This is a genomic window from Amycolatopsis sp. NPDC051045 (assembly GCF_040682955.1).
Taxonomy (GTDB): Bacteria; Actinomycetota; Actinomycetes; order Mycobacteriales; family Pseudonocardiaceae; genus Amycolatopsis.
Genome location: NZ_JBFBCC010000026.1, coordinates 12,285 through 38,352, shown reverse-complemented (window position 1 = coordinate 38,352; position 26,068 = coordinate 12,285). Strand labels below are relative to the sequence as shown.

Here is a 26,068-nt window from a genome sequence, read left to right as displayed (position 1 = left end):
GGACGGCGGAAAGGGGAGAAAGTCACCAGCGGTGAGGCAGGAGTGGACGATGTGAAGGTCGTGGGCACGTGTCGGTGAACGAACCCGGGCAGCGCCCGGAGGAGGAGCTCCGGCGGATGGCGGGAACGCTGTCCGGGCTGCGGCTGCGTGAGGTCCTGCGGGACCTGCAGGACCGGATCGAGCTGTTGATCGGCACCCGCGACAAGATGGACGGCCTGCTCGACGCGGTGCTGGCCGTCGCGTCCGGGCTGGAGCTGGACGCCACGCTGCGGCGCATCGTGCAGGCCGCGATCGAACTCGGCGAGGCCGAGTACGGTGCACTGGGCGTGCTCGCCGAGGACGGCTCCCTGTCCGAGTTCATCCACCTCGGAATCGACGACGAGACCCGTCGCCTGATCGGTCACCTGCCCGAGGGCCACGGCGTCCTCGGCGTGGTCATCGAAGAAGCGAAACCGTTGCGGCTGGAGGAGATCTCGGCCCATCCGGCGTCGGCCGGTTTCCCGGCGCACCACCCGCCGATGCACTCGTTCCTCGGCGTGCCGGTCCGGGTGCGTGACGAGGTGTTCGGCCGGTTGTACCTGACGGAGAAGAAGAACGGGGGGCCGTTCACCGACGACGACGAAGTGGTCGTGCAGGCGCTGGCCGCCGCGGCCGGCATCGCGATCGAGAACGCCCACCTCTACGAACAGGCGCAGGTTCGGCAGCAGTGGCTGGCCGCGACCGGCGAGGTGACGACCGAGCTGCTGGGCGGCAGCGACCCGGCCGAAGCGCTCAACACCATCGCCAGCCGGGCGCTGGAGCTGACCGGCTCCGACGTCACCCTGCTCGCACTGCCGAACTCCGGCCGGCTCGACGTCGACGAGGACTGGGGCGACGACGTCGACGAGCTGACCGTCACCGTCTGCGCGGGGGTGCGCGCGGCCGACTTGGCGGGCTTGCGCATCGTCCTCGACGGCAGCGTGCCCGGCGCGGTGTACCGGGACCGGACGCCCCGCAGCGCCACCGAGCTCGAACTGGGGGAACACCGGTTCGGACCCGCGCTGATCGTTCCGCTGCGGGCGGGTGATCACACGAGCGGCGTGCTCATCACGGTCCGGGAGGCGGGTGCGCCGTCGTTCGGCGCCGCTCAGCTGTCGGTCGTGGCCTCTTTCGCCGATCAGGCGGCGCTGGCCCTGCAGCTGGCGGCGCAGCAGCGGGCGGCGCGGGAGCTGGACGTGCTCGGTGACCGGGACCGGATCGCCCGTGACCTGCACGACCACGTCATCCAGCGGCTGTTCGCGGTCGGTTTGTCGATGCAGAGCACGCAGCGACGCACGAAGTCGCCGGAGCTGCAGAAGCGGCTCGGCGACAGCATCGAGCAGATGCACGAGATCGTCCAGGAAATCCGCACGGCGATCTTCGACCTGCACGGCGGCGCGGCGGGGGAGACCCGGCTGCGGCACCGGCTGTACGACGCGATCGCCGAGCTCACCGACGACGCGCCGGTGCACCCGACGGTCAGCATGTCCGGCACGCTCGACACGGTCCCGACGCAGCTGGCCGAACACGTCGAAGCGGTGGTGCGCGAGGCCGTCAGCAACGCCGTCCGGCACGCGGAGGCCTCGACGTTGTGGGTGTCGGTCTCGGTGAAGGACGACGAGGTGCGGGTGGTCGTGGTCGACGACGGCCACGGTATCCCCGCCGACGTCTCGCCGAGCGGGCTGGGCAACCTGCGCGAACGCGCGGAAGCCGCCGGCGGGCGGTTCACCCTGGAACCGGGGCCCGAGGGCGGCGTGAAGCTGGAGTGGTCGGCGCCGCTCGGCTGACCGCCCGGGCGCCTCGACGACGGGCTCCGGTGGAGCGGCGCGCACTTCGGTGACGAAGGTCCTCGGAGTTCGGGCAGTCCGGCCGCGTCGGGAAGCCCGCTTTCCGGGGTCTCCTTGAGGAAGCGACACCCGTCGTCGCCCGTTGGCCGGTCGCGCCCGGCTGAGCCCGAGGAGAGACAGCATGAGTGTGGACGTGGGCTCCAGGGCCCTGCTCGCGGACGGCGACGTGGTGCTGGTGCGTCCGTTGCACCCGGCCGACACCGTCGAAGTGCTGGGCCTGCACACCCGGCTCACCGAGCAGGACACCTACTTCCGGTTCTTCGGCGCCCGACCATCCAAATTGGACGAACTGGCGGGGGAGATCGCCGCCGATCCCGGCCCGGGGCACTACGCCGTGGGCTGCTACCGGCGCGGCGAGCTCGTCGGCGTCGCCAACTACGAAGTCCTGAAGGACTCCCGCGACGCCGAAGTCGCCTTGGTCGTCGACGCGACCGTGCGCACGCAGGGCGTCGCGACCCTCCTGATGGAGCACCTCGTTTCGCACGCCCGGAAAACGGGCCTGAAGCGGTTCGTCGCCGAGGTGCTCGCCGAGAACGCCAAGATGATCCACGTCTTCGCCGACCTCGGCCTGCGGTTCGAGGCCGGCATCGGTGGCCCGGAACGGGACGTCGTGATGAACCTCGACGAAGACGCCGCGTACCTGGACGCCGTGCTGGAGCGCGACTCGGTCGCCGATGCGGCCAGCCTGACCCACGTGTTCAAGCCGTCGTCGATCGCCGTCATCGGTGCGGGACGGCGCCCGGGTTCGGTGGGCCACGCGATCCTGGCCAACCTGGTCGCGTCCGGCTACCCGGGACCGGTCGAGGTGGTGAACCCGCACGCCGGTGAGATCCTCGGCGTGCCGGCCGTGGCGAGCGTCGCCGAGCTGACCCGCACCCCCGAACTCGCCGTCGTCTGCCTGCCCGCCACGGTCGCCGCTGACGCTGTCGAGGCGTGCGGTCGGCGAGGGGTGCGCGCCGTGCTCGTGATCTCCTCGGGCCTGACCGGGACCCCGGCGGGAACCCGGGTCCGCGAAGCCGTCAGCCGTCACGGCATGCGGCTGGTCGGCCCGAACTGCCTCGGCGTCGTGTCCACCGACCCCGCCTGCCCGCTGAACCTCACTTTCCTTGCCGGGGCGGTGAAGCCCGGCAACGTCGGCGTGGTCACCCAGTCCGGTGGTGTGGGCATCGCGCTCGCGGAGTCGCTGGACGACCTGGGCCTCGGCCTGTCGAGCCTGGTCTCGACCGGCGACAAGTACGACGTCAGCGGCAACGACCTGCTCATGTGGTGGACCGCCGACCGCCGGACCGAACTGGCCGTGCTCTACCTCGAATCGTTCGGCAACCCCCGCAAGTTCAGCCGCCTGGCGCGGCAGCTGGCCCGCACCCGGCCGGTGCTCGCCGTCCGCTCGGGCAGCGGCGGGACCGCCCAGCGGGCGGCCGCGTCGCACACCGCCGCCGCGGCCACCCCGGCCGTCACCCGGGACGCGCTGTTCGAGCAGGCCGGGATCATCGCCGTCGACACCGTCGCCGAGCTGGTCGACGTCATCGCCGGGCTGTCCTGGCAGCTGTTGCCGGGCGGGCCGCGGGTGGCTGTGGTCAGCAACGCCGGTGGTGCCGGGGTACTGGCCGCGGACGCTTGCGAGCGGGAAGGCCTGGTGATGGCGGACCTGTCCGACGAAACGCGGGAGCGGCTCGCGAAGCTGCTGCCGGCCGAAGCGGCGGTGCGCAACCCGGTCGACACGACCGCGGCCGTTCCCGCGGAGGCGTTCGCCGACGCGCTGCGCGCGGTGCTCGCCGACGACGGCGTCGACGCGGTGATCGCTGCGACCGTGCCCACCGCGGTCGGCGATCCCGGGACCGCGCTCGCCGACGTGCTCCCGCCCGAATTCAAGACCGTCTTCGCGGTGAGGCCTGGGCAGAGCGCCCGCGTCGCGCCGCTGGTGCCCGGTACCGGGGTGACCGCGTGCTACGACGACCCGGCCGCGGCCGCCGCGGTCCTGGCGAGTCTCGTCCGCTACGAGCAGTGGCTGAACCGGCCCGAAGCCGACGATGCCCTGGCACCGCCGGCAGATCCCGGCGCGCTACGGGCTTTTGCCGCCGGGCGGGAAGGCTGGCTGTCGCCCACGGACGCCGTCGAGCTCCTGCGCCTGGCCGACATCCCGATGGTCGAGACCACCTACGTCGAGGCCGGCGACTCGATGGAGGCCGCGGCCGTGGACCTGGGCTCGCCGGTCGTGCTGAAAGCCGACGCCGAGGGGCTGCTGCACAAGTCGGCGGGCGGAGGCGTGCTGCTGAACGTGCGCGGCGCCGACCTCCCCGACGGGTTCCGTACCTTGCGTTCCCGATTCGGTTCCGCCCTGCGCGGGGTCACCGTCCAGCCGATGGCCGAGCCGGGCCGGGAGGTGCTGGTCGGCGTGCGCTCGGACCCGGTGTTCGGGCCGCTGGTGGTGTTCGGCCTCGGCGGCGTCGACACCGACCTGGTCGCCGACCGCGCCGCTCGCCTCGCCCCGCTCACCGGCGCCGACGCCGACCTGCTGCTCGACGGCCTGCGCTCGGCGAAGACGCTCTGGTCGGGGCAGCTCGACCGGGCGGCCGTGCGGGAAGTGCTGCTGAAGGTCAGCCGGCTGGCCGAACTGGTGCCCGAGCTGACCGAATTGGACCTCAACCCGGTCCGGGTCCGTTCCGACGGCTGCGTAGCGCTCGACGTCCGAGCCCGATTCGAACACCGGGCCCCCCACCGACCCGTTCCTGCGCCGGTTGCGGGACTGATCCCGGCGAGGAAATCGTGCGGGCGTGCCGGAAGGCGCGATGATGGTCTGGGCCCGGCTCGGCCCAGACCATCAAACGACGCCCGACGCTAGTGGCGCTGGTACCGGAAGTGGTTCCTCGGCGGCGCTTCCAGCGGCTGCAGGACATCGGCCAGATCGCGCCGCGGGGTGGCGGGGAGCGGGTCGGCGTTGGCCGGGGCCCAGCCGAGGCGCAGCACCATCTGCGGGTACGAGCCGCCGGTGACGTTCTCGGTGACGGACCGGCGGACGTCGGCGAGCTCCAGCGGCTCGGTGAGCGGGCAGGTGGACAAGCCGAGAGCGGTGGCGGTCAGCAGGACCGCGCTGGTCGCTTCGCCCGCGCGCAGCCGCGACATCCGGTCGTCGGAGGCGGTGCTCAGCACCAAGAGCACGGTCTCGTCGTCTTCGGCTTGGGCAGCGGCCGGCTGGGTCAGTATCGGGTCGGCGAACGGGCGGGCCGGCAGCGCCCGGGGTGTCGTCCGGCGGCGGGGTGTTGCGGGCCGGGACGCCGTCGGGTGCGAAGTGGCGTCCGCTCCAGGCGGCGAGTTCGGTGCGGTAGGCGGGGTCTTCGGCGTGCCGGTGGGACGGCGCCGCAGCTGAGGATCAGGTCGCGGCCGTCCGGGTCGGTTTCGCGCAGCTGCCGGTCGGGGTCGGCGTAGAGGTGCAGTGAGCTGTGCCCGATCCGCCAGGACCAGGGCTGGGAGTTGTGCACGGACGGCGCGCGGCCCGCCATGGCCACCGCGGTCTTGACGGTGAAGTCGTCCGAAAATCTGCGGTCCGTCATCGGTCTGCCTCGCGATCGAGTTCGTCGGTCAGGTCGACCTTCGCATTGCTGCGGCCGTCCGCGGGAGGGCCGGAATGCTTCCGGGCCGGGGACTTTCGGTGCTCCGGAGCCAGATAGGCCATTGCCCGCGCGATCGATTCCCGAGGCGTTCCCGTGGTGGTCAACGGGTGCGCCTCGGGCCACGGGTCGGCGTCTTCGGCCATCCGGTAGGCGAGCTGCGGGGTCGCGTCCGACAGCTCGTCGGTCCGGCTCGTGATCCGCTGCGCCGAGACAGTCGCGGGTACTTCGCAGCGCACGGCCAGTGCCGGGCTGCTCGCCCGCTCGGCCGCGTCGGTGGCGAGCCGGCGGTGCCGGCCGGCGGACCAGGACGCGTCCAGGACGACGGTTTCGCCGAGCCCCAGCAGTTTCCCGGCGCGACGGGTGAGCTCGGCGTAGGCCGAGTCCGTGTGGGCGCTGTCGTAGAGGCCTTGCCGGTAGCCTTCGGCGGGCTGTGGCACCGGCGTCGGCCCGGCGAGTTCCTTCCGCAGCCGGTCGGTCTGCAGGAGGGTGGCGCCGAGCCGGTCGGCGAGCCCGCCGGCGATCGTGGATTTGCCGGTGCCGGGGGCGCCGCCGACGAGGATCAGCCGGGCCCGGCCGAGCCGTAGGTGCCGTAGCGCGATGTCGGCGTACTCGCGGGCGAGTCCGGCGGTTTCGGTGTCGCCCTGTGCCGAGCGCAGGCAGGCGACCGTGACCCGGACGAAGGCGCGGTAGGCGAGGTAGTGGTGCAGCAGCGCCGGGGGAGCGGGGTCACCGGCGAACTCGCGGTAGTCGGCGACGAGCTGCGCGGCCAGTTCGGGTGCGCCGAGCCGTTCGAGGTCCATCGCGAGGAAGGCGACGTCGTCGAGCACGTCGACGTGGCGCAGGTGGTCGTCGAACTCCAGGCAGTCGAGCACGCGGGGACCGTCGTCGAGGCCGAAGATGTCGTCGGCGAGCAGGTCGCCGTGCCCGTCGACGACGTGCCCTTCGGCGATCCGGCGGTCGAACAGGGCCTCGCGGCCGGCGAGGAACTCCTCGGCCAGTGCTTCGATCTCGATCGCCGTGGCCGCGTCGAGCACGCTTCCGTGGAAGGGCCGGACCTGCTCGAAGCTGTCGCGCCACCGGTTCCGGACGGCGTCGCGGGTCTCGTCGGCGTCGATCGCGGGCCCGCGATCGGCGTGGGCGTGGAAGGCAGCGAGCTGCCGGGCCAGCGCCCGGATCGTCGCGGCCAGTGGCACACCCCGGCGGACCAGGGTGGAGAGCCGGCGGTCCTCGGGCATGCGCCGCATGACGACGAGGTGGTCGCACACGGCGCCGCCGGGTCCGGTCACGTCGGAGACGCCGAGGTAGACGTCCGGCGCCAGCCGCCGGTTGAGCTCGACTTCGCGATGACACACCCGCTCGCGGGTCTCGCGGGCGGAGAAGTCGAGGAAGCCCAGGTCGACGGGCTTCTTGAGCTTGTAGGCGAGGTCTCCGACGAGGAAGACCACGCCGATGTGGGTTTCGTGCACACCGGCCCAGGAGGGCGAGGGAACGGCCATGGACCGAGCATCGGCGCCCTGCCCGCGTGGGCGAAGGGCGTTAGGTCCCCGGCTCCGCGGCGGAAGTCACCGGCCGCAACGTCGCGATCACCGCCGGGGGCGCGGTCCCGCTTTTCCGCAGGCCGGTGCGGTGGTCGTCAAGTGACGAAAGTCCTTCGGCGAGAGGACGAACGCCGACAGCCGGGACGGCGGCGGAATCGTAACGTCGGGGGATGCGGCCCCCACGCCCTCGCGTGGCCGCTGAATGAGCCGGAAGGATCGAGCGTGATTCCTCTGCTGACCGGAATCGACCGTGAATACGGACTGCTGTGCGGGCTGACCGGATACCTGACCGCGGTGAGCGCCGCGGTCGGTGTCGGCGAAGAGTCCTGCACCGTGGACGCCGACTCGACGGTGTCGGCCTACATCGCGTTGGACGTGCGGCTGGTGCGCAGTCCCGACCGTGACATGGCTTTGCTGTGGGACGAGCGGCACGGGTGGTCGTTCGCGATGGAGACCCATTCCGGCGAGGACCTGCTGGTGCTCGCCTACCTCGGGAGCGAGCTCGTGCCCGAGCCGGCCCGGGTCCGCGGATTCGTCGCCGCGAGCCGGTCGCTCGGCTGCCCGGTCGTCGTCCCGGTCCCACCCGACCTGCGCGACGGCCAGGCCGGCCTGCTTTCCCGCTTGGCGCCGTACCGCAGGGACCGGTGGACCACCGGTGCGTCGTTCCTACGGCCGACCGAAGCACCCACTGCGGAGGGATGGTGACGGCCGCGGATTGGACGGAGACCGAGACCGAGGTGCTGGTGCGGTCACTGATGAGCGCGCCGTCGGTGCACAATCTCCAGCCGTGGACGCTCGACCTCGTGCCCGAGGCGGTCTTGGTGCGTGAGCGCACCGAGCTGCGCCTTCCGCACCACGACCCGCTCGGGCGGGACCGCGCCGCGTCCTGCGGTGCCGCCGTGGCCAACCTGGAACTCGCCGTCCGGACCCTCGGCCGGGCCGCGGACGTCGCATTCCTCCCCGACCGGGCGCGACCGGACGTCGTGGCGCGCGTCGGCGCCGAGGCTGCGGCGGCGCCGACCGCAGCCGAGCTGCACCGGTACGGCGTGATCGCGCGCCGCGCCAGTCACCGAGCACCCTTCGAGGACACTCCGGTCCCGGCGGTGGCGCTGCGGCGGATAGGGGAGACGGGCGTGGCGCCGGGCGTCGAGGCCCGCCTGGTCCGCCCGGGCCGGGAGACCACCGTGGTCGCCCGGCTGCTGCACGTCGCCGCGGAGCTTTCCCAGGCCGACAGCGGGTACCAGCGGGAATTGTCGCTGTGGACGATCCGCGACGAACGCGCACACCGACACGGTGTCGGACTGCCCGCGAGCCACGTGCCGGCGGGTTCGGTGCCGTGGGCCGGGCTTGTCCGCAGCGCCACCGAGCTGCCCGGGATCACCGACATCGAGACCCGGCTGGCGGCGGAGTCGCTGCTGGTCTTCGTGACCGCCGACGACACCCGCCTCGACCACATCCGGGCCGGGTACGCGATGGAACGCGCCTGGCTGACCGCGGTCGACCTGGGGTTGGCGGCCGCGGTGCTCACGCAGCCGCTGCACCTCGAACCCATCAGGTCGGTCCTGCGCGCGGACCTGACGCTGGGCGGGTTCCCCCAGGTCCTCATGCGCCTGGGCTACAGCAGCGAACCCGATCCGATTACGCCGCACCGGGCGGTCGAAGAGGTCCTGCGCAAGTCCTGAACGTGCGTGCGGAGCCGCGGTGGAGGTGTTCAGGTCGTGGTGCTGTGCGCGCCCTGGCCGGTCCAGACGAAGTCCATCCGGTTGCGGACGTCCACCACGCCGGGGACGGCGCGGGTCATGCGTTCCGCGGTCGCCACGTCGGCTTCGTACTCGAGCCGGCCGGTCAGCAGGACGACGCCGTGCTCGACGCTCGCGAGCACGTTGTTCCGGTTGGCGTGCAGGGCCTCGTCGAACACGGTGTGGTCGACATCGGACTGCACGTCGTCGTCGGTGCGCAGGAAGCTGCGGAGGACGTCGCGCCGGGCGACGACACCGACCAGCTTTTCGTCCTGCAGCACGAACAACCGGCGGACCCTGCGCTGCGTGAGCAGACGCGCGACCGCAGGCAGGGTGGCGGCGGGCGAAGTGGTGTCGGGAGACGTGGACATCAATGTCGCCGCGGTCTGCCCGGCGGCCTTGCGCCAGTCCTCTTTGGTCAGGTGACCGGCGAAGTGGGGACAGGCGGCGCCGGGTACGTCGTCTTCGTGTGCCTGGCGGCAGAGCAGGTCCGCCTCGGTCACCACGCCGATCATGGTGCCCTCCGGGGTCACCACCGGCACGGCGCTGACGCCACTGGTGACGATCACCTGGACGAGATCCTTGAACGGCAGTTCCGGCCCGACGGTGATCACCGCTCGGGTCATCACGTCGCCGACCGTTGTCTTGGCTTGCACGGTGTCCTCCTGTGGTGTCGGGTGCCGTGCCGGCAACGACGTTGCCGGCACGACGGTGTCTTGGTGGACGTGACGGATCCGGTCAGTGCATCCAGCGATTGCGTCGGACGAGGCCGAGATCCGCCCATCGGCGTCCGAGGCCCCAGGTGTCGCCCGCGGCGAAGGCGGCCAGGACGATGAGCACGACGAGGTACACGAGGTGGTAGTCGATCAGGGGGTTGGTCGACGACGTCGCCGTTCCGGCCGAGGTGGACCGGGCGAGCGGCCATTCGGCGATCCACATGAGCGCGAGCAGGACGGTGCCCGCGACGGCGGCTGGGCGCAGGGCCACCCCGAGCAGGAGGGCGACGCCGAGGCCGAGCAGAGCCAGCATGAACAGCCAGTCGGCCCAGCCGGCGCCGGCCCAGTCGCGCAGCATCGACTGCATCGGGCCGACCTGGACGTGGCCGAGGAATCCGTTGGTCGGGGAGCCGCCGCTGATCCAAGCCTGCGCCGAACTCGTGGAGTAGCCCAGGCCGAACGTCTTGTCGAAGAAGGCCCAAAGGAACGTCAGGCCCATCACGATGCGCAGGACGGCCAGCGCCGGCCCGCGCGCGGACGAGGCCGGCCGGGCCTGCTCGGTGGTCCGCGTTCGCGGCTGGTCGGGGAGGAAGGGGGTGGTCAGGGACGGGCCGCGGTCCTGGACGGACATCGTGGGCTCCTTTTCGGTTGTGCCCAGAGCATGAGCCGTGGCACGGCCGGGCGCTGGGGCCGAAGTCCCCGGATCACAGTGACTTTGGTGCACACAACGTGCCGGCCGGCTGTCCTGCGGGCGGCTCTGCACCCATGGCCCCGCTCGGCGACCGCCGGCCCGTGGTCACGCGCCCGCCTCCTCGAGCCGGGCGACGAGGGCGTCCACCGGGACGGTGGCCAAGGCGACCCGGGCGTCGCTGCTGCCGTAGGGCAGCCAGAGCGTGCCGTCGTGGATCATCCCGCCGCAGGAGTAGACGACGTTGGGGACGTAGCCTTCACGCTCGTCCTCGTCCGGCACGAGCAGCGGCTCGGGCAGCGCGCCCACGATCCGGGCCGGGTCGGCCAGGTCGAGCAGGAGAGCGCCGATGGCGTAGGTCCGCATCGGCCCGACGCCGTGGGTGAGCACCAGCCAGCCCGCCGGTGTTTCCAGGGGAGAGCCGCAGTTGCCGACCTGCAGCAGCTCCCAGGCCGCCGTCGGCCCGTGCAGCGGCACTTCACCGGACCAGGAACGGCCGTCGGGCGAGGTCGCCAGGCTCATCGTTTCCCCGTCCCCGCGGCACAACGCGAGGTGCGTGCCGCCGACGAGGCGGGGGAACAGCGCCATTCCCTTGTTGCGGGCCGCCGGTCCGGTGAGGGCGAACGCGCTGAACGAGGTCAGGTCGGCGCTTTCCAGCAGCCGGGGTGTCACGGTGGCGCCGTTGTACGCGGTGTAGGTGGCCCGATAGCCGGTCACGCCCGTGTCGGCGGTGAAGCGGACGAAGCGGGCGTCTTCCATGCCGTGGCTTTCGGTCGCGCTGACCGGCCACAGCAGCCGTTGCGCGAGCTCGGTGTCGCCGGGAAAGCGCACCGTGTAGCCGGCGGCGGCGAGTTCGCGGATGTGCTGGGTCGTGCCTGCCGCCCCGGAGCGTTGGAGCAGACGGGGATCGAGCGCCGCGAGGGCGAGGTCGAGGTCGTGCTGGCCGAAGGGATCGGGCAGGGTCGCGGTCACGGTGGCGGTGATCTCGTTGTCGCAGCCGTCGTGTTCCAGGGCGGCGCGCAGCCACGAACGGCTCCAGGAGTCCGGCTCGCGTTCGCCGGTGCTGACCGGTCCGGTCCGGGGATGCCACTCGGCGCGTGTCCCGGGCCCCAGGACGCCGGTGGCGAACCCGATCGAGGAGATGTGTCCTTCGCCGATACCGCGCAGGCTGAGCGCCACTCGCACCTGCCCGGGTGCGAGCCCGTCCTGCCGGGGGTGCGGCACCAGGGACGGGTTGCACAGCGCGGCCGCCTCGACCGCGTATTCGTGCGTGAAGTACGCGCCGAGGAGCAGCCGGCGCTGCGGGCCGAGGGAGCGGGGATCGACGAGCCGGTGGCTCATGATCGACGCGTTGTGCTCGAGGACCGCACGCAGGTCCCGGTGCCGGCCCGAGAAGCCGGCCAAGACACTCTCCAGTGTCGAACCGACCGAACGTTCCGGCAGGGCGAGGACGCGCGCGATCAACGCGGCCGCCCGCGACCGCGTCTCCGGTGCCTCCTCGCCGGGCACGAACAGTTTCGTCACGACCCGCGTGGGGTCGGGCCGGAACCCGGCGGGCTGCCGGGTCACCAGGCCCGTGGCCTCGCCGGTCACGCCGCACCCACGCCGGTCAGCGTGCCGGTCCGCAGCCGTGGGAGCTGGAACGTCGCCAGCATCGCCAGCATCGATTCGGCACCTTGGTTGCGGTTGACGCCGTCGGCGCGGAGCCCGTCGCCGCAGCCACCGGTGTCCCGGTCCAGCATCGGCGTGCCGGCGTCGTTGGCACCCAGGAACCAGGCGCGGGCCAGCTCCACAGCGGACGCCCAGCGGACGGCACCGGTGACCGCGTAGGCCCGGGCGCAGGCCGCCGCGAGCGCGGCTGCCTCGATCGGCTGCTGGTCGAATCCCGGCGGCGACTGGTGCGGCGCCCAGCCGCCGGCGGGCACCACCGACAGCCGGCCCTCCCTGGTCTGCCGGTTCACCAGCCAATCCAGCACGCGCAGGCCGTCGGCGAGCGCGCCCGGTTCGGGCAGCAGTGCGCCGGCGGCGATCAGGACCTCGGCGACCGCGGCGTTGGCGTATTCCAGCCGGGGTTCGGGCCACGGCCAGTCCTGGCCGGGCGGAACCGGCCCGATCGCCGTGACGGCCGCACCGAGCAGCGCTCGCGCCGGCTCGTCCGCCGGGAACCGGGTGAGCACGTCGGCGGCGCCCAACGCGGCGAACACCATCGCGCGCAGGTCCGGCGACCGGCGGCGGGCTCCCGCGTCGAACAGCAGCCGGGCTTCGGTGCGCAGCCACGCGCGTCCGGCGTACGCGGCGGTGCTGCCGAGCCCCCAGAGCGCGCGGCCCCACCAGTCGCCGAGACCCGGGGCATCCTGCCAGCTGCGGTCGTAGCCGAGCCGGTTGCGGAAGCGGCCGTCTTCGTGCGCGTGCGCGGTGAAGGCGAAGAGCGTTTCCTGCACCCGGGCCAGCCGTGGGGTCAGGTCCTGCTCGCGGCTCAGCACCACCAGGCCGCGAGCGGCGTCGTCGAGGCAGTATCCGTGCTCGCGACGCGGGATGGCCCCGCACGCGTGCTCGAAGAGACCGACGTCGTCGGACATGCGCAGCAGGTGACGGTCGTCCAGCATCAAGCCACGACCGGGGACTGGGCGGACACGAGCTGGGCGCCGAGCCGGCTGTACTGCGTGGCCACCGACGCCCAGCCGAGGTCGCGGGCGGCGATCCCGGCGGCCGCGGCCATTCTGCCCGCCGCGGCCCGGTCGGTGAGGATCTGCTGGAGCGCCTGCGCGATGGCCGCCGGATCCCGGTGGTCCACGAGCAGTCCCGCGCCACCGGAGAGCAGCTCGACGGCGTGCGGGAAGCGGGTCGCCACGACCGGTGTCCGCGCGGTGACGGCCTCGATGAGCACCCCGGAGGTGACCTGGTCGCGGGAGTCGTAGGGCAGCAGGACCACTTCCGCGCGGCTCACCAGGCGCTGCAGCGACGCGGCGGCGAGGTAGCGGGAGTCGAACCGGACGCGGTCGCGCACGCCGAGGCGTTCGGTACGGAGCAGCAGTGACCGGCGGTAGTTTTCCCCCTGCTGGGCCAGCACCTTCGGATGGGTGCGGCCGGCGACCACGTAGCGCGGCTCCGGCCACTGGGCGGGCAGCAGGGCCATGGCCTCGATGCCCCATTCGATGCCCTTGCCGGGGCCGAGCAGGCCCCACGTCAGAATCTGGCGGTGCTGGCTGTGGTGCGGCACCGCCGCGGCGACACCGGTGTCGGGGGCACCGTGCGGGATCACCACGAGCCGGCCGGCGGGCACGTCGTAGCCGGCGACGAGCCGGGCGCGCGCGGTCTCGCTCATCACCACGATCGCGGCCGCGGCGGCTACCACGCCGTTGAGGACCGCGCGCTGGTGCGGTGTCGGCGCGCTGAGGACGGTGTGCAGGACGACGATCGCCGGCGTGCGCAGCAGTTCCAGGACGCGCAGGACGTCTTCGCCGTCCGCGCCGCCGTAGATGCCGTATTCGTGCTGCACGATCGCGACGTCGTCCCGGTCGAGCAGGGCCGCCGCCGCGCGGCAGCTCGCCGGCGAGCCGGCGACCAGGTCCCCCGCCACTTCGGGGCCGCCCGCGGCGTCCGCCGACTCGACCGCGCGGACCACGCTGCCCGCGGAGCCCGGCGGCAACGCCGCCCGCAGCGACGCGGTGAACGACGCGAGGCCGCAGAGCGTGGGCGGATAGGTACTCAAGAAGCCGAACGTGATCACACGAGCCCTTCGGATCGGCGGCTGCGCACAGCCGGGAGCGGGGTGGACGACGGTGCTCGGAACTCACCGGGCGGGGCCGCGCCGTTCGACGGCGTGGGTACCGGCACGACGGGAGCCGTCGCGGCGCGCTTCGGTGCGCCGGCGGTCTCGCGGGCAGGACGGAGCCGGTGCTCATCAGCGGGGCGGGGAACACGACGGTGGTTCTTGCCGACGCCGATTTCGACGGGGCTCCGGCAGGTTGCGCAGCGGCAGCGCGAGCGGGCGCGCCACCATCGTGTCCGAGGCGTCGCCGGGGTCATGCAGCGACTGTGTTCCCGTCAGCGGCCTGGGCCTAGAGTCGTGCGACCTCTTTTCCGGGGGCGTTCGGCGGGCCGGGCCGGAGCGTGGTCGCGGGGCCGGCCCACCGCGGGCCGGTGCACCCGATCCGCCTGGTCGCGCTGGGTTTCCACCCTGCTCGCGGACGGGCCGGACGTCGTGGCCGGCCGCGATCGGATGGCCACGGGGACCTCCGGCACGGCCCGCCGGCACCGGCGTAAGGTGGAGGTATCGCCCCGGACCTCGGCACACTCGGTGGAGCCGGGCCTCGAAGCCGGATTTTCGAGCGAGTCCCGACTTTTTCGTCTGCTCATCGGACCGCGCCCGCATGGTCAGCCCATCTGCAAAAGGAGAATCCGGTATGTCGAGGATCGATGTCGAATCGGGCGTCGCCGTCGCGGAAATCGGCGACCCGGCGGTGGCCGTCTGTGCGGTGTGCCCCCATCCCGTGGAGTCGCACGACATGATCGCGCGCCGATTTTGCACGGCAACGCAGGCCGGCACGTCCGATCGCGGCTGCGTCTGCGCCGGCGAGCCGAAAAAAGCGGCGACCTCGGCGATGCGTGTCCGGAAATGAATGATTTCGTCATGAACGCCGCCGGCGGCGTCCGCGGCCCGCAGGTGCGGAAAGAGCAGCGGCCATGACGTTCTTGTCGGACAGCACCGCCGGGCCTGTGCTCGGCTCCCTGGCCGTCGAGAAGCGGCTGCGGTTGAAACCGCCGGGTGCGGTCAAGGGCTGCTTCGACGGCGCCTGGTGGCCACGCTCGCGGGAGCCGGTCGCGGAATTCAGCGCCCTGGTCACCGCGCTCGCCGCGGACTCGGGCCCGGTGGACCGGATCGGTTTCAACCCGGCGATGTGGGATCTGACGCCCCGGACGCTCGCGCTCGAAACCGGTTTCGTCCGGCTGGCGGGGTTCTTCGGCCTGGACCGGCACACGATCGTCGTGATCGGAGCGCGGATCCGCCGGTTGACCCTGCTGGTGGTCCCGCCCGGCGCCGATCCGGCGGCGGCGGAGCGAGCGCTGGAAGCGGCCGCCGCGCCGGACGCAGTGGGCTCCGCCGTGCTGATCCTGACCACCAGTGGCACCCTGGGCCCCGCCGGAACGGCTTGAGCGCCGCCGACGGGTGAGCCCCACGGCCGTCGTAACCGGAGACCTGCTGGTGAACCCGTGCGAGCGGCCCTCGTCCGGCCCGGTCATCGACCGGCTGCGGCTCCGCCTGCGGGCCATAGGTCCCGGCCGCTGGTGACCAAAGGCCGGCGTGCGGACGGCCGCCGTCCGCGATGCTGGAGTGGTACAGATCCCTCACGTCCGGAGCGCGCGATGAGCCGACCGCACCCGACGATGTTCGAGCAGGCCCTCGCTTCGGCCGTCCGCGCACCGTCTCCGCACAACACCCAGCCCTGGCGGTTCGTCCTCGACGGCGAAACGATCGAGGTGTGGCTGGACCGCGCGCGCGTGCTCGGGGTGGCGGATCCGCTCGCCCGGGAAGCACGGCTGTCCTGTGGCGCGGCCGCGTTCAACGCGGTCGTCCACTTGAGAGCGCACGGCCTCGCGACGACCGTCCGGACGATCCCCGATCCGGGAAAACCCGACCTGCTCGCCGTGATCCGGCTCGACGGCAACCGGAAGATCACCCGGACCGACCGCGAGCTCGCCGAGGCCGTGTTCCGGCGGCACACCAACCGCAGGCCTTTCCTGGACAGGCTGGTGTCGCCCCCGCTCCGCATCGCGCTGAAGTCGGCCGCGCTCCAAGAAGGCGGGCAGGTCGAATACCTCGACGCGTCCGGGCACTTCTCCACCGTGACGACGCTGGTGCGCCGTGCCGAAGCGCTGCAGGAGAACGATCTCGCGTTCCAGGCCGAGACCGCGTCCTGGATGCGGCACGAAACCGAGGCCCCGGACGGCGTGCCGACGATCGCGACCGGACCTCCGCCGTACGGGGCCAGAGCGGTGTCGTTGCGTGCCTCGCACGCCAACCAGGGGCTGCCGCCGCGCGAATTCGAGCAGGACCCGCTGCTGGCCGCCGTCCTCACCCGGGACCGCGGGCCGCACGCCGAGGTCCGGGCCGGGATGGCCATGCAGCACGTGCTGCTCACCGCCACCGCGGCGGGCTTGGCGACCTCGTTCCTGTCACAGCCCTTCGAGACACCGCAGACCCGCGACGCGCTCGACCGGATCTTCGACGGCCTCGGCCAGGCCCACACGCTGCTGCGCATCGGGTACGGCCAGCCGACCGCGACGACAGCGCGACGAGCGCCGGCCGACGTGCTGACCCGCCGCGTCACCCCGGATGTTCCCGCGAGGTGAAGTCGGAATGACGGGAGAAGCCCGGCTGAGCGGCCGGTCGGCTGTTCCGTCGAACACGCGGTGACCGCGGGCCCTCCCGGCGGGAATACCATCATCGTGCCCCGGACCCTGGCGCCGTTCGTCCTTCCGGCGTGCCACGCAGGCCGGCTCGCCGATCCGGATCCTGTTGACGAACGCCGAGGCGCCCATGTCCACCCGCACCACCACAGCACCCGCGCGAGCGGCTGCCGCCGACCTCGACGTCGCGCACGCCGCGGCGCTGCCCGGTGCGGCGGTTCTGGACGCGCTCGGTGTCACGCCCGGCGGGCTGACCGCCGGCGATGTCGCCGAGCGGTCGGCGCGGTACGGGCCGAACGCGGTGTCATCGCACCGGGCGCGGCTGGTCCCGGTGCTCTGGCACCAGCTGCGCTCGCCGTTGCTGGTGCTGTTGATGGCCGCCGCCGTCGCGTCCTCCTTCGTCGGGGAGCGCAGCGACGCGGTGATCATCGGAGTGATCGTCGCGGTCTCGGTCGGGCTGGGGTTCGTCAACGAGTACCGCGCGGAGAAGGCCGCGGAAGCACTGCACGCGCAGATCCGGCACGAGACCGTGGTCATCCGGGACGGTCACCCCGTGCCGGTGGACGTGACCGCACTGGTACCCGGCGATGTCGTCGAACTGAAGCTCGGCGACGTCGTCCCGGCCGACGTCCGGTTGCTGTCGGTCGCCGGACTGGAATGCGACGAGTCGGTGCTGACCGGGGAATCACTGCCGCTGGAGAAGGGCACCGCGGCCGTGCCCGAAGGCACCGCACTGGCCGAACTGTCCGGGTGCGCGCTGATGGGCACCGTCGTGCACGCGGGCAGCGCCACCGGCGTCGTGGTGTCGACCGGCGCGCGCACCGGCTTCGGCGCGATCGCCGCGGGTCTGGGCACCCACCAGCTCGACACCGAGTTCCAGGTCGGGCTGCGGAAGTTCTCGATGCTGCTGGTGTACGTCGCCGGCGCGCTGACGACGTCGATCTTCGCGATCAACGTGGTGCTGCACAAGCCGATCCTCGACGCGCTGCTCTTCTCGCTCGCGATCGCGGTCGGGATCACCCCGCAGCTGCTGCCGGCCGTCGTGTCCACGAGTCTCGCCGCCGGCTCGCGCCGGATGAGCCGGCGCAAGGTGCTCGTCAAGCGGCTGGTGTGCATCGAGGATCTGGGCAACGTCGACGTGCTGTTCACCGACAAGACCGGCACCCTCACCCTCGGCCGCATCGACTACATGCGGGCCGTCCCGGCGGGCGGCGGTGATCCCGACGAAGTGCTGCGCTGGGGACTGCTCTCCACCGAAAACACCGGCTCCGTCGGCGGCAACCCGCTGGACCAGGCGCTGTGGGGATCGCCGGCCTCGGTGGCGCAGCGGACCGCGCTGACCGGTTACCCCACGCTGGGCGTCCTGCCCTTCGACCACGAACGCCGCATGGTCTCCGTCGTCGTCCGCGACCCGGCGGGCCACACCGTCCTGGTGACCAAAGGCGCCCCGGAGACGGTGCTGGGCCGCTGCACCGGCGTCCCGCCCGAAGCACGGCAAACCCTGGAAGCCGAGTTCGCCGCGGGCAACCGGGTCGTCGCCGTGGCCACGCGGCCGTTCCCCGACGGGAAGGCACCGGCACCCGCGGACGAACAGGGCCTGCTGCTGCTCGGGTTCCTGGTGTTCCTCGACCCGCCCAAGCACGACGCCGCGCGGTCCCTGCGGCGGCTGGACGACCTGGGCATCGCGGTCAAGGTCGTCACCGGCGACAACTCGGCGGTCGCGGCGAAGGTGTGCCACGACCTCGGCCTCGGTGACGGCGCCGCACTGACCGGGGCCGACCTCGACGGCCTCGACGACACCCAGCTCGCCGACGCGATCACGCGTACCACGGTGTTCGCCCGCGTGAGCCCGGAGCAGAAGGCCCGCATCGTGCGGGTCCAGCGGCTCAGCGGCGGCGGGGTGGCGTTCCTGGGCGACGGCGTCAACGACGCGCTCGCCCTGCACGCGGCCGACGTCGGCATCTCGGTGGACTCGGCCACCGACGTCGCCAAGGACGCTGCCGACGTGATCCTGCTGGAGAAGGACCTCGCCGTGCTCGCCGACGGCGTCACCGAAGGACGGCGGATCTTCGCCAACACCATCAAGTACGTGCTGATGGGCACCTCCAGCAACTTCGGCAACATGTTCTCCGCCGCGGGCGCGTCCCTGTTCCTGACGTTCCTGCCGATGCTGCCTTCGCAGATCCTGCTCAACAACCTGCTCTACGACACCAGCCAGCTCGCCATCGCCACCGACACCGTCGACGAGGAGCAGCTCCGCCGTCCGTCCCATTGGGACATCGGCTTCATCCGCCGGTTCATGGTCTTCTTCGGTCCGCTGAGCTCGGTGTTCGACTTCGTCACCTTCGGCGTCATGCTGTGGGTGTTCCACGCGGGCCCGGACCAGTTCCGCTCGGGCTGGTTCGTCGAATCCCTGGCCACCCAGACCCTGGTGATCTTCGCCATCCGCACCCGGCGGATCCCGTTCTTCCGCAGCCATCCCAGCCTGCCGCTGACCGTGGGAGCCCTCGGCGTCGTGACCGTCGGCGCACTGCTGCCCGCGACACCGCTCGCGTCCGCCTTGGGGTTCTCGCCGTTGCCTGGCGGGTTCTTCGCCGCGCTGGCCGGGATGGTGCTGGGATATCTCGTCCTGATCGAAGCGGGCAAGCGCGTCTTCTACCGGCTCGTGCGGACGACCACCGCCACGCCACGGCCCACCCCTCGTCGTCACCTGCGCCGCCGGACCGCCTACTTCAGCACCGCGGAACCCCGCGGCCACGTCCCCCGTGCCGGAACACCCGCGGATCGAGGACTTCGATGACGGGCGAGACCCGGCGCGCCGGCGTGCTCGTGGCGATCAAGGTCGTGCACACGGCGGCTTGGCTGGTCATCGAGTCGTGCTTCTCGTACGTCCTGTACGCGGGGCTGGCCAAGCGGTCGGATCGGCGAGCCGCGCTCGCCGGCGGCGTGGTCGCGGCCGAGTGCCTCGTGTTCGCGGCGAACGGATTCCGCTGTCCGCTGACCGAGGTCGCCGAATCGTTCGGCGCCGGACGCGGCTCGGTCACCGACCTCTTCCTGCCGCGGTGGTTCGCCCGGAACCTGCCCGCGATCCACGTGCCGCTGCTCGTCCTGGCCGTCGGCCTGCACGCGAGGAACCTCCGCGGGTCCAGGTGACCGGCGAAGTGGGGGCAGCCCCCGGATGGACCTGAGGGGACCTCGGGTTCGGGAACCGGGGCCGCCGTGGTTCATCGTGGTGCCGCCGGGACCAGCGGGACGGCATCCGGCCGGGCGGTGCGGCGCCGGCGTCCGGGGCGCCAGAGGAACTTGTCCACCTCGGCGACCAGGAACGTCGTGGCGGCGAGGCCGAGCACCAGCAGCCAGCTCGCGACGGTCAGCGGCGCGGTGCGGAACAGTTCGTTCATCAGCGGCAGGTAGAGGATCGACACCTGCAGCGCGATCATCACGGCGGCACCCCCGAGCACCCAGGGGTTCCATCCCGTCGGCCGGAACCGGTCGAGGGAGCGGCAGCTGAACAGGTACGCGATCTGCGCGAACACGAACACGGTGATCGTGATCGAGCGCGCTTCGGTGACGGAGGCGCCGGCCCGCAGCTGCCAGCTGAACACCGCGAACGAACCCGCGACGAGGATGACCGACACGAGCGTGATCCGCCTGAGCAGGTCGCCGGTCATCAGCGCCTGGCCCGGTGGGCGGGGGCGGCGGGCCATGATGCCCGTTTCCTTCGGTTCGAACGCCAGCGCGAGGCCGAGGAAGACCGCGGTGGTCATGTTGATCCACAGCACCTGGACCGGGAGCATCGGCAGCTGGGCGCCGAGCACGATCGCGACCAGGATGACCAGTCCTTCGGCGATGTTGGTCGGCAGCGTCCAGGCCAGGAACTTGCGGATGTTGTCGAACACCGCCCGGCCTTCTTCGACAGCGGCCTCGATGGTCGCGAAGTCGTCGTTGGCCAGGACCATGTCGGCGGCCTCTTTCGCGACTTCGGTTCCGCTGCGCCCCATCGCGACCCCGATGTCGGCCTTGCGCAGAGCGGGAGCGTCGTTCACCCCGTCACCGGTCATGGCGACCACGTTGCCGCGCTCCTGCAGGAGGGTGACCAGCCGGAGTTTCTGCCCCGGGGAAACGCGGGCGAACACGTCCACGCCGGCGAGGGCGTCGTCCGGGGTGACGGCGATTTCGGCGCCGGCGAGGACTTTCGGTTCCCCGTCGGCCAGCGCGAAGTTCCGGGCGATCGCCCGTGCGGTTTCGCTGTGGTCACCGGTGATCATCTTGACCGCGATCCCGGCTCGCCGGCACGCGGCGACAGCGGCCACCGCGGCCGGACGGGGTGGGTCGTGCATGGCCTGGAAGCCGACCAGGGTCAGCCCTTCCGGAGGCTCGCCCGCGGGGAAGGCGTCTTCGTCCGCCGGGGTGAACGTCGCGAAAGCCAGCACCCGCAGTCCGCGGCGGGCGAGGGCTTCCGCCGTCTGCCGCTGCGACTCCCGCTCCAGCGGTTCGCCGGTGCCGTCCGCCCGCAGTTGATCCCGGCACAGCGCGAGCACCTTTTCGGGCGCCCCCTTCAGGTATCCGGTCAGCCGGCCGTCGGCGGTCCGGTGCGCCGTGGCCATCAGGTTCCGTCCGGATTCGAAGGGCAGCACGTCGACGCGCGGGTGCGCGGACCGCTCCGCGCCGACGTCCAGCCCGGCTTCCCACGCCGCGGTGAGGAGAGCGGTTTCGGTCGGATCGCCGGTCGCTGTGGCCGTGCCGTCGGCCGGTTGCGCCTCGTTGCAGAGGACTCCGGTGAGCAGGCACTCGCGCAGGGCCGGCGGGAGCGGGCCGCCGCCGGTCCACTCGTGGGTGCGGTCGCCGGCGAACACGGTGGTCACCGTCATCCGGTTGGTGGTGAGGGTGCCGGTCTTGTCGGTGCAGATGACCGTGGTGCTGCCGAGCGTCTCCACCGACGGCAGCCGCCGGACGATCGCGCCGCGCCGGGCCATCCGGACGACGCCGATCGCCAGGACGATGGACACCGCGGCCGGCAGGCCTTCGGGGATCGCGCCGACCGCCATCGTCACCGCCGCGGTGAACATCTCCCCGGCGCGGTAGCCCCGCAGCAGACCGATGACGAACAGGACGACCGCCAGCGCCACGACGCCGGCCGAGAGCCGGCGGCTGAACCCGGCCAGCTTGCGGGTCAACGGTGTGGCCGGAACCCCGGTGGCGGTCATGAGCTGGTTGATCAGCCCCAGTTCGGTGCCGGCGCCGATCGCCACGACGACGGCCGTGCCTTCGCCCCGCGTCACCACGGTGCCGGCGTGTGCGATGTTCCGCCGGTCGGCGAGTGCGGTGGCTTCGGGCAGCGCGCCGGGTGCCTTCGTGACGGGCGCCGCTTCGCCGGTGAGCGCGGATTCGTCGATCTGGAGCTCCTGCGCGGACAGCAGCAGGCAGTCGGCCGCGACCTTGTCCCCGGCGCGGAGGACGACGAGATCTCCGACGGTCAGCTTCTCCGCGCGCAGCCGGATCGGGACGCCGTCGCGCACCACCCGGACCTCGGTGGTCACCATGCCGGCCAGCGCGGCGAGTGCGTGCTCGGCCCGTGACTCCTGGAGCAATCCGACGATCGCGTTGAGCAGGACCACGGCGAAGATCACGCTCGAGTCGACCAGCTGGCCGAGGCTGAGGGTCACGGCGGCCGAGGCGAGCAGGACGTAGACGAGCGGATCCTTGAACTGGCGGAGGAACCGGCCGAGCGCACTGGTGGCCCGGCCGGTCGGCAGCACGTTCAGCCCGTTGTGGACGTTCCGTACGCCCGCCTCGGCTTCGGTCAGCCCGGTTCGTCTGTCGGTGTCGAGGAGGATGACCGTCTCGGCCGCCTCCATCGCGTGCGCCGGTGGCCGGCCGGGGGTGCCGATCGGCTCACCCGGCCGGGCCGATGCCAGCACTCGCATGATCGTGTCCCCTCGATGGCCGTGGCGAACGTTTCACCCCCGATTGTCCGGTGGGCGCGTTGCCCGGCACAGGGCCGAACTGCTCCGCAGCCGAGGACCGAAGACCTCGCGCTCCTCGACCGGTGGTGGCGTCGGCGAGTCCCCCCCCCCGCGGCGGAGACACCGGCACCGCGATCGGCACAGTCACGCGTTCCCTCGCCGGGGGGACGGCGTAGGCTGGAGAGGGTAGCCGGTCCATCGGTGCTGGTGACGTCGGTCCGGACCCCGCTGACGCAAGATCGTCAACGGGATGCGAGCAGGACATGAGCGAGATTCCCGGCGCTGGTCCGCAGAACGGTCAGCGGCTTGACGACTTCGGCCCGCTCGCGTTGCCGTTCCCGGATCTGCCGCGCTCGGAGCTGGAGAAGCTGCTCGGCGATGTCGCGGCCCGCGCGCAGGAAGTGCTGGCCACCCAGGGGCGGTTGCGGGCTCTGTTGCGTGCTCACGCCATGGTCGCCGGGGAGCTGAGCCTGCAGGCCGTACTGCGGCACATCGTGACCGCGGCGAGAGAGCTGCTGGAGTCGCGCTACGCGGCACTGGGCGTGCTCGGTGAGCACGGGGTGCTCGACGAGTTCGTGCACACCGGGATGGACGCCGGACTGGTCGAACGCATCGGTGAACTGCCCCGCGGCCAGGGGATCCTCGGCCTGCTGACCCGCCGGCCGACGCCGGTCCGGTTGACCGATCTGAACAGCCATCCCGACGCAGCGGGCTTCCCGCCGCACCACCCGCCGATGGACAGTTTCCTCGGCGTGCCGATCCGGATCCGCGACCGGATCTTCGGCAACCTCTACCTCACCGGCAGCATGAACGGGGAGTTCAGCGCCGAGGACGAGCAACTCGCCGTCGCGCTGGCGGCCACGGCGGGGGTGGCGATCGACCACGCGCGGCGGTTCGACGAATCCGAGCAGCGGCGCAGGTGGTCGACCGCCTCCACGGAAATCACCCGGCACCTGTTCGCCGGTGACGACGACGATCCGCTCGAGCTGGTCCTGCGCCGTGCCCAGCAGGGCGTGTCCGCCGACTTCGCGACGCTCGCACTGCTCGCGGATTCCGGGCGGCTGGAGGTCACCGCGGCGCTCGGAGTGCCGGCCGGCCACCTGCTCGGCCAGGCGGTGGACCTGGACAGCAGCATCCTCGGGCAGGTCGTGCGCTCCGGTGTCCCCAGCCTGATCGACGACTACGCCGCCGCAGGTTGCGCCGAACTCCCCGTGCCGATCGGTTCCGTCGTCGTGGTTCCGCTGTCTGCCGGCGACCGAGCCATCGGTGCCCTGAGCGTGGGGCGGCTGGCCGGGCAGCGGCGGTTCACCCGGGCGGACCTGAGTCATCTCGCCGGGTTCGCCGGCCACGCCGGGGTCGCGATCGAGCTCGAACGCGCGCGCACCGAGCAGCAGGCGCGACGTATCGTCGACGAGCACGACCGGATCGGGTCTTCGCTCAACGAGCACGTGAGCGGGAAACTGCTCGCCGTCGCCACCGGCCTGCAGGGCCTGGCCGGCGCGAGCACCCGGCCCGAGGTGCGTGACCGCCTCGAGTCCTACATCGCCGTCCTCGACGACACGATCGAGCGCATCCAGTCCACCGTCTACGACCTCGATCCCCGCCCGCAGGCGACCGGGAACCTGCGCGAGCGGCTGCTGACCGTCCTGGACACGGCGGCCGACGCGTTCGGGTTCGCCGTCCGGACCAGCTTCACCGGGGGCCTGGCGCCGTCGGTCCCGGCCGACGTCGCCGACGACGCGGTGGCGATCCTCGAGAACGCGCTGTCCGCGATCAGCAGGCAGGCCGGCGCGACCACCGTCGAAGTCCGGATCGCCGCGTTGTCGGACCTGCTCACCGTCGAGGTCATCGACAACGGCGCGGCGATGACCTCCCCCGGCGGCGAGGCCGCACCGGCCGCGCACCTGACCTGGACCGCTTCCCTCCTCCGGCCATAGGCTTTCCGGCAAGGCCTACCGGACCGGCGCGCTCTTCTCGCGCAGTGGCGCGCTGACGTCGTGCAGGTGTTGCAGGACATAGTGGTACGTCTTCAGCAGCCCGCATTGTGCGTAGTCGATCCCGTGGTCGGCGCAGAACTGCTGAACCAGGGGTTGCGCGCGGCGCAAGTTGACGCGCGGCATGCTGGGGAACAGGTGGTGCTCGATCTGGTAGTTCAGCCCGCCGAGCAGGAAGTCGACCCATCGACCGCCGTGGACGTTGCGGCTGGTGAGAACCTGCTTGCGCAGGAAGTCGAGCTTCGTCTTGTCGGTGAAGGTGGGCATCCCCTTGTGGCCCGGCGCGAAGGAGCAGCCCATGTAGACGCCCCACAGTCCCTGGTGCACGGCGATGAACGCGACCGCCACCGGCGGGGACAACACCACGAACACCGCGCCGAGGTAGACACCGAAGTGCAGGATCAGCAGTACCGCTTCGAGCAGGCGGGCTTTGACCTCGCCGCGCCCGACGGCTCGGATGCCGGCCCAATGCAGGCTCAAGCCTTCGAGCAGCAGCAACGGGAAGAACAGCACCGCCTGGTGCTTCGAAGTCCACCGCACGAACCCGCTCTTCTCACCCGACTGCCCCCGGGTGAAGGCGAGCAGCGGGATGTCGATGTCGGGATCGTCGCCCTCGTGGTTGGGGTTCGCGTGATGCCGGCTGTGCTTGCCCATCCACCAGCCGTAGCTCATGCCGACGATGGCGCCGAAGGCGTAACCGGCGCGGTCGTTGGCGCGCCCGGTGCGGAAGATCTGGTTGTGTCCCGCGTCGTGGCCGAGGAACGCGATCTGGGCGAACATCACCGCGAAGAACACCGCGGTGGCCAGCTGCCACCACGAATCGCCCAGCACCGCGAACGCCACACCGCCGCCGACCAGCGCAAGCAGGGTGAGACTCATTTTCACCGCGTAGTAACCGTATCGCCGGTCAAGCAGACCTTCGCTGCGTATGAGGCGGGCGAGAGCACCGAAGTCGTTGCGCGACGTCGCGCGGTCGCCCGCGTCGACGCTCACCGGAGACGTAGTCATCGAAGTCCTTCCGAAGTCGTGCGTCGCCGGGGTCCGGGGCGATCACTCATCCTTGCCCGAAGAAGATTCCCGGAAGGGCGGGCCCTAAACGAGATCGAGACGTCGGGAATGACCGGATTCCGTGACGCCGGCTCGACCCCCGGCGCGTCCGAGACCGGTGGGGCCGAGGGCCCGGGGCCGGGTCGGAGGGGAAACCGAGATGAACCGGTCGCCGAGGTTCGGCGCCTTCCTGGGGGCAGTGCTCGCCGCGGCGCGGCGCGGTCCAGGTGGCCACGCTGGTGACGCCGGACGCCCTCGCGTGCGCCGGGCCGGCCCCAGCGCGTAGATGTCGGGCGGGTGCCCGTCCGACCCTCCACTGTGGTGCGCTCCGGTCCCGGAGATCACCTGCCACGACCCCGCAGGCCGCGGAGGCCGGCGGGGTCGTGGCGGTCGAGCCGTGGTGCTACAGCGGCAGGAGGGGGAGCAGGACGGCGCTGGCCGCGCTGGTGATGGCGACTACGGCGCCGTTGACGATGCCGACGACGGAGTCGAG

At 72.1% G+C, this 26,068-nt stretch carries 18 protein-coding genes and 1 pseudogene; 10 read left to right on the top strand and 9 right to left on the bottom strand.

Annotated elements, in window-relative coordinates; translation table 11 throughout:
* Window positions 1-116: 116 nt before the first annotated feature.
* Entirely contained in the window at window positions 117-1,805 is a 1,689-nt protein-coding gene (locus AB0M80_RS37850) for a GAF domain-containing protein (RefSeq protein ID WP_364574664.1), read from the top strand.
* Between the two features lie 181 nt (window positions 1,806-1,986).
* Window positions 1,987-4,707 (top strand): GNAT family N-acetyltransferase, encoded by a 2,721-nt coding sequence (locus tag AB0M80_RS37845; protein WP_364574575.1) that lies wholly within the window; start codon window positions 1,987-1,989, stop codon window positions 4,705-4,707.
* Here the strand turns inward: AB0M80_RS37845 and AB0M80_RS37840 are convergent.
* Together AB0M80_RS37840 and AB0M80_RS37835 are read right to left on the bottom strand one after the other, a co-directional pair.
* Window positions 4,704-5,416, bottom strand: a pseudogene (locus tag AB0M80_RS37840) (nitroreductase family protein). The gene AB0M80_RS37845 and the pseudogene AB0M80_RS37840 overlap by 4 nt on opposite strands.
* Window positions 5,413-6,972: an AAA family ATPase gene (locus tag AB0M80_RS37835; RefSeq protein ID WP_364574573.1), complete on the bottom strand. Its 1,560-nt coding sequence runs from the start codon at window positions 6,970-6,972 to the stop codon at window positions 5,413-5,415. The pseudogene AB0M80_RS37840 and the gene AB0M80_RS37835 overlap by 4 nt, the downstream one beginning before the upstream one ends.
* A gap of 264 nt (window positions 6,973-7,236) precedes the next feature.
* Between AB0M80_RS37835 and AB0M80_RS37830 the strand changes: the two genes are divergently transcribed.
* Window positions 7,237-7,719, top strand: a complete 483-nt coding sequence (locus AB0M80_RS37830) for a DUF6292 family protein (RefSeq protein ID WP_364574571.1) — start codon at window positions 7,237-7,239, stop codon at window positions 7,717-7,719.
* Complete coding sequence (locus AB0M80_RS37825; protein ID WP_364574569.1) at window positions 7,716-8,696, top strand: nitroreductase; 981 nt, start codon at window positions 7,716-7,718, stop codon at window positions 8,694-8,696. Before AB0M80_RS37830 ends, AB0M80_RS37825 begins: the two co-directional genes overlap by 4 nt.
* A gap of 29 nt (window positions 8,697-8,725) precedes the next feature.
* Here AB0M80_RS37825 and AB0M80_RS37820 read toward each other — a convergent pair whose 3' ends face one another.
* From AB0M80_RS37820 to AB0M80_RS37800, 5 genes are all read right to left on the bottom strand, one after another.
* Complete coding sequence (locus AB0M80_RS37820) at window positions 8,726-9,409, bottom strand: CBS domain-containing protein (RefSeq protein WP_364574567.1); 684 nt, start codon at window positions 9,407-9,409, stop codon at window positions 8,726-8,728.
* 82 nt (window positions 9,410-9,491) lie between these two features.
* Complete coding sequence (locus AB0M80_RS37815; protein WP_364574565.1) at window positions 9,492-10,100, bottom strand: DoxX family membrane protein; 609 nt, start codon at window positions 10,098-10,100, stop codon at window positions 9,492-9,494.
* A gap of 165 nt (window positions 10,101-10,265) precedes the next feature.
* Complete coding sequence (locus AB0M80_RS37810) at window positions 10,266-11,750, bottom strand: glycoside hydrolase family 130 protein (protein WP_364574563.1); 1,485 nt, start codon at window positions 11,748-11,750, stop codon at window positions 10,266-10,268.
* Complete coding sequence (locus AB0M80_RS37805; protein WP_364574561.1) at window positions 11,747-12,763, bottom strand: hypothetical protein; 1,017 nt, start codon at window positions 12,761-12,763, stop codon at window positions 11,747-11,749. Before AB0M80_RS37805 ends, AB0M80_RS37810 begins: the two co-directional genes overlap by 4 nt.
* Window positions 12,763-13,869, bottom strand: a complete 1,107-nt coding sequence (locus tag AB0M80_RS37800) for a glycosyltransferase (protein ID WP_364574559.1) — start codon at window positions 13,867-13,869, stop codon at window positions 12,763-12,765. The genes AB0M80_RS37805 and AB0M80_RS37800 overlap by 1 nt, the downstream gene beginning before the upstream one ends.
* Window positions 13,870-14,563: 694 nt before the next feature.
* On the opposite strand from AB0M80_RS37800, the gene AB0M80_RS37795 reads away from it, so the two are divergent.
* The 5 genes from AB0M80_RS37795 (at window position 14,564) to AB0M80_RS37775 (ending at window position 19,721) form a co-directional block, all read left to right on the top strand.
* Window positions 14,564-14,779, top strand: a complete 216-nt coding sequence (locus AB0M80_RS37795) for an RGCVC family protein (protein WP_364574558.1) — start codon at window positions 14,564-14,566, stop codon at window positions 14,777-14,779.
* 64 nt (window positions 14,780-14,843) lie between these two features.
* On the top strand, window positions 14,844-15,314 hold the full coding sequence (locus AB0M80_RS37790) for a DUF5994 family protein (RefSeq protein ID WP_364574556.1): 471 nt from the start codon (window positions 14,844-14,846) through the stop codon (window positions 15,312-15,314).
* A 210-nt stretch (window positions 15,315-15,524) separates the two neighbouring features.
* Window positions 15,525-16,511 carry a hypothetical protein gene (locus AB0M80_RS37785; protein WP_364574554.1) on the top strand — a complete coding sequence of 329 codons (987 nt, stop codon included), beginning with the start codon at window positions 15,525-15,527 and terminating at the stop codon, window positions 16,509-16,511.
* 187 nt (window positions 16,512-16,698) lie between these two features.
* The gene (gene mgtA, locus AB0M80_RS37780) at window positions 16,699-19,368 is read left to right on the top strand and encodes a magnesium-translocating P-type ATPase (protein ID WP_364574552.1); all 2,670 of its coding nucleotides are present in this window, start codon (window positions 16,699-16,701) and stop codon (window positions 19,366-19,368) included.
* Window positions 19,365-19,721 carry a hypothetical protein gene (locus AB0M80_RS37775; protein ID WP_364574550.1) on the top strand — a complete coding sequence of 119 codons (357 nt, stop codon included), beginning with the start codon at window positions 19,365-19,367 and terminating at the stop codon, window positions 19,719-19,721. Before mgtA ends, AB0M80_RS37775 begins: the two co-directional genes overlap by 4 nt.
* A gap of 71 nt (window positions 19,722-19,792) precedes the next feature.
* On the opposite strand, the gene AB0M80_RS37770 is transcribed toward AB0M80_RS37775, so the two are convergent.
* Window positions 19,793-22,495, bottom strand: a complete 2,703-nt coding sequence (locus tag AB0M80_RS37770; protein WP_364574549.1) for an HAD-IC family P-type ATPase — start codon at window positions 22,493-22,495, stop codon at window positions 19,793-19,795.
* Between the two features lie 302 nt (window positions 22,496-22,797).
* Here AB0M80_RS37770 and AB0M80_RS37765 point away from each other — a divergent pair, with 302 nt between their 5' ends.
* Window positions 22,798-24,471 (top strand): GAF domain-containing protein, encoded by a 1,674-nt coding sequence (locus tag AB0M80_RS37765; protein WP_364574547.1) that lies wholly within the window; start codon window positions 22,798-22,800, stop codon window positions 24,469-24,471.
* A 15-nt stretch (window positions 24,472-24,486) separates the two neighbouring features.
* Here the strand turns inward: AB0M80_RS37765 and AB0M80_RS37760 are convergent, their stop codons facing one another.
* A complete protein-coding gene (locus AB0M80_RS37760; protein WP_364574545.1) occupies window positions 24,487-25,536 on the bottom strand; it encodes an acyl-CoA desaturase in 1,050 nt (349 codons plus the stop codon).
* Window positions 25,537-26,068 lie beyond the last annotated feature (532 nt).

Coding starts and splice junctions, on each gene's coding strand:
- AB0M80_RS37850 (WP_364574664.1), top strand. CDS start 117: ATGGCGGGAACGCTGTCCGGGCTGCGGCTGCGTGAGGTCCTGCGGGAC.
- AB0M80_RS37845 (WP_364574575.1), top strand. CDS start 1,987: ATGAGTGTGGACGTGGGCTCCAGGGCCCTGCTCGCGGACGGCGACGTG.
- AB0M80_RS37835 (WP_364574573.1), bottom strand. CDS start 6,972: ATGGCCGTTCCCTCGCCCTCCTGGGCCGGTGTGCACGAAACCCACATC.
- AB0M80_RS37815 (WP_364574565.1), bottom strand. CDS start 10,100: ATGTCCGTCCAGGACCGCGGCCCGTCCCTGACCACCCCCTTCCTCCCC.
- AB0M80_RS37805 (WP_364574561.1), bottom strand. CDS start 12,763: ATGCTGGACGACCGTCACCTGCTGCGCATGTCCGACGACGTCGGTCTC.
- AB0M80_RS37795 (WP_364574558.1), top strand. CDS start 14,564: ATGTCGAGGATCGATGTCGAATCGGGCGTCGCCGTCGCGGAAATCGGC.
- AB0M80_RS37790 (WP_364574556.1), top strand. CDS start 14,844: ATGACGTTCTTGTCGGACAGCACCGCCGGGCCTGTGCTCGGCTCCCTG.
- AB0M80_RS37785 (WP_364574554.1), top strand. CDS start 15,525: ATGAGCCGACCGCACCCGACGATGTTCGAGCAGGCCCTCGCTTCGGCC.
- mgtA (WP_364574552.1), top strand. CDS start 16,699: ATGTCCACCCGCACCACCACAGCACCCGCGCGAGCGGCTGCCGCCGAC.
- AB0M80_RS37775 (WP_364574550.1), top strand. CDS start 19,365: ATGACGGGCGAGACCCGGCGCGCCGGCGTGCTCGTGGCGATCAAGGTC.
- AB0M80_RS37770 (WP_364574549.1), bottom strand. CDS start 22,495: ATGCGAGTGCTGGCATCGGCCCGGCCGGGTGAGCCGATCGGCACCCCC.
- AB0M80_RS37765 (WP_364574547.1), top strand. CDS start 22,798: ATGAGCGAGATTCCCGGCGCTGGTCCGCAGAACGGTCAGCGGCTTGAC.
- AB0M80_RS37760 (WP_364574545.1), bottom strand. CDS start 25,536: ATGACTACGTCTCCGGTGAGCGTCGACGCGGGCGACCGCGCGACGTCG.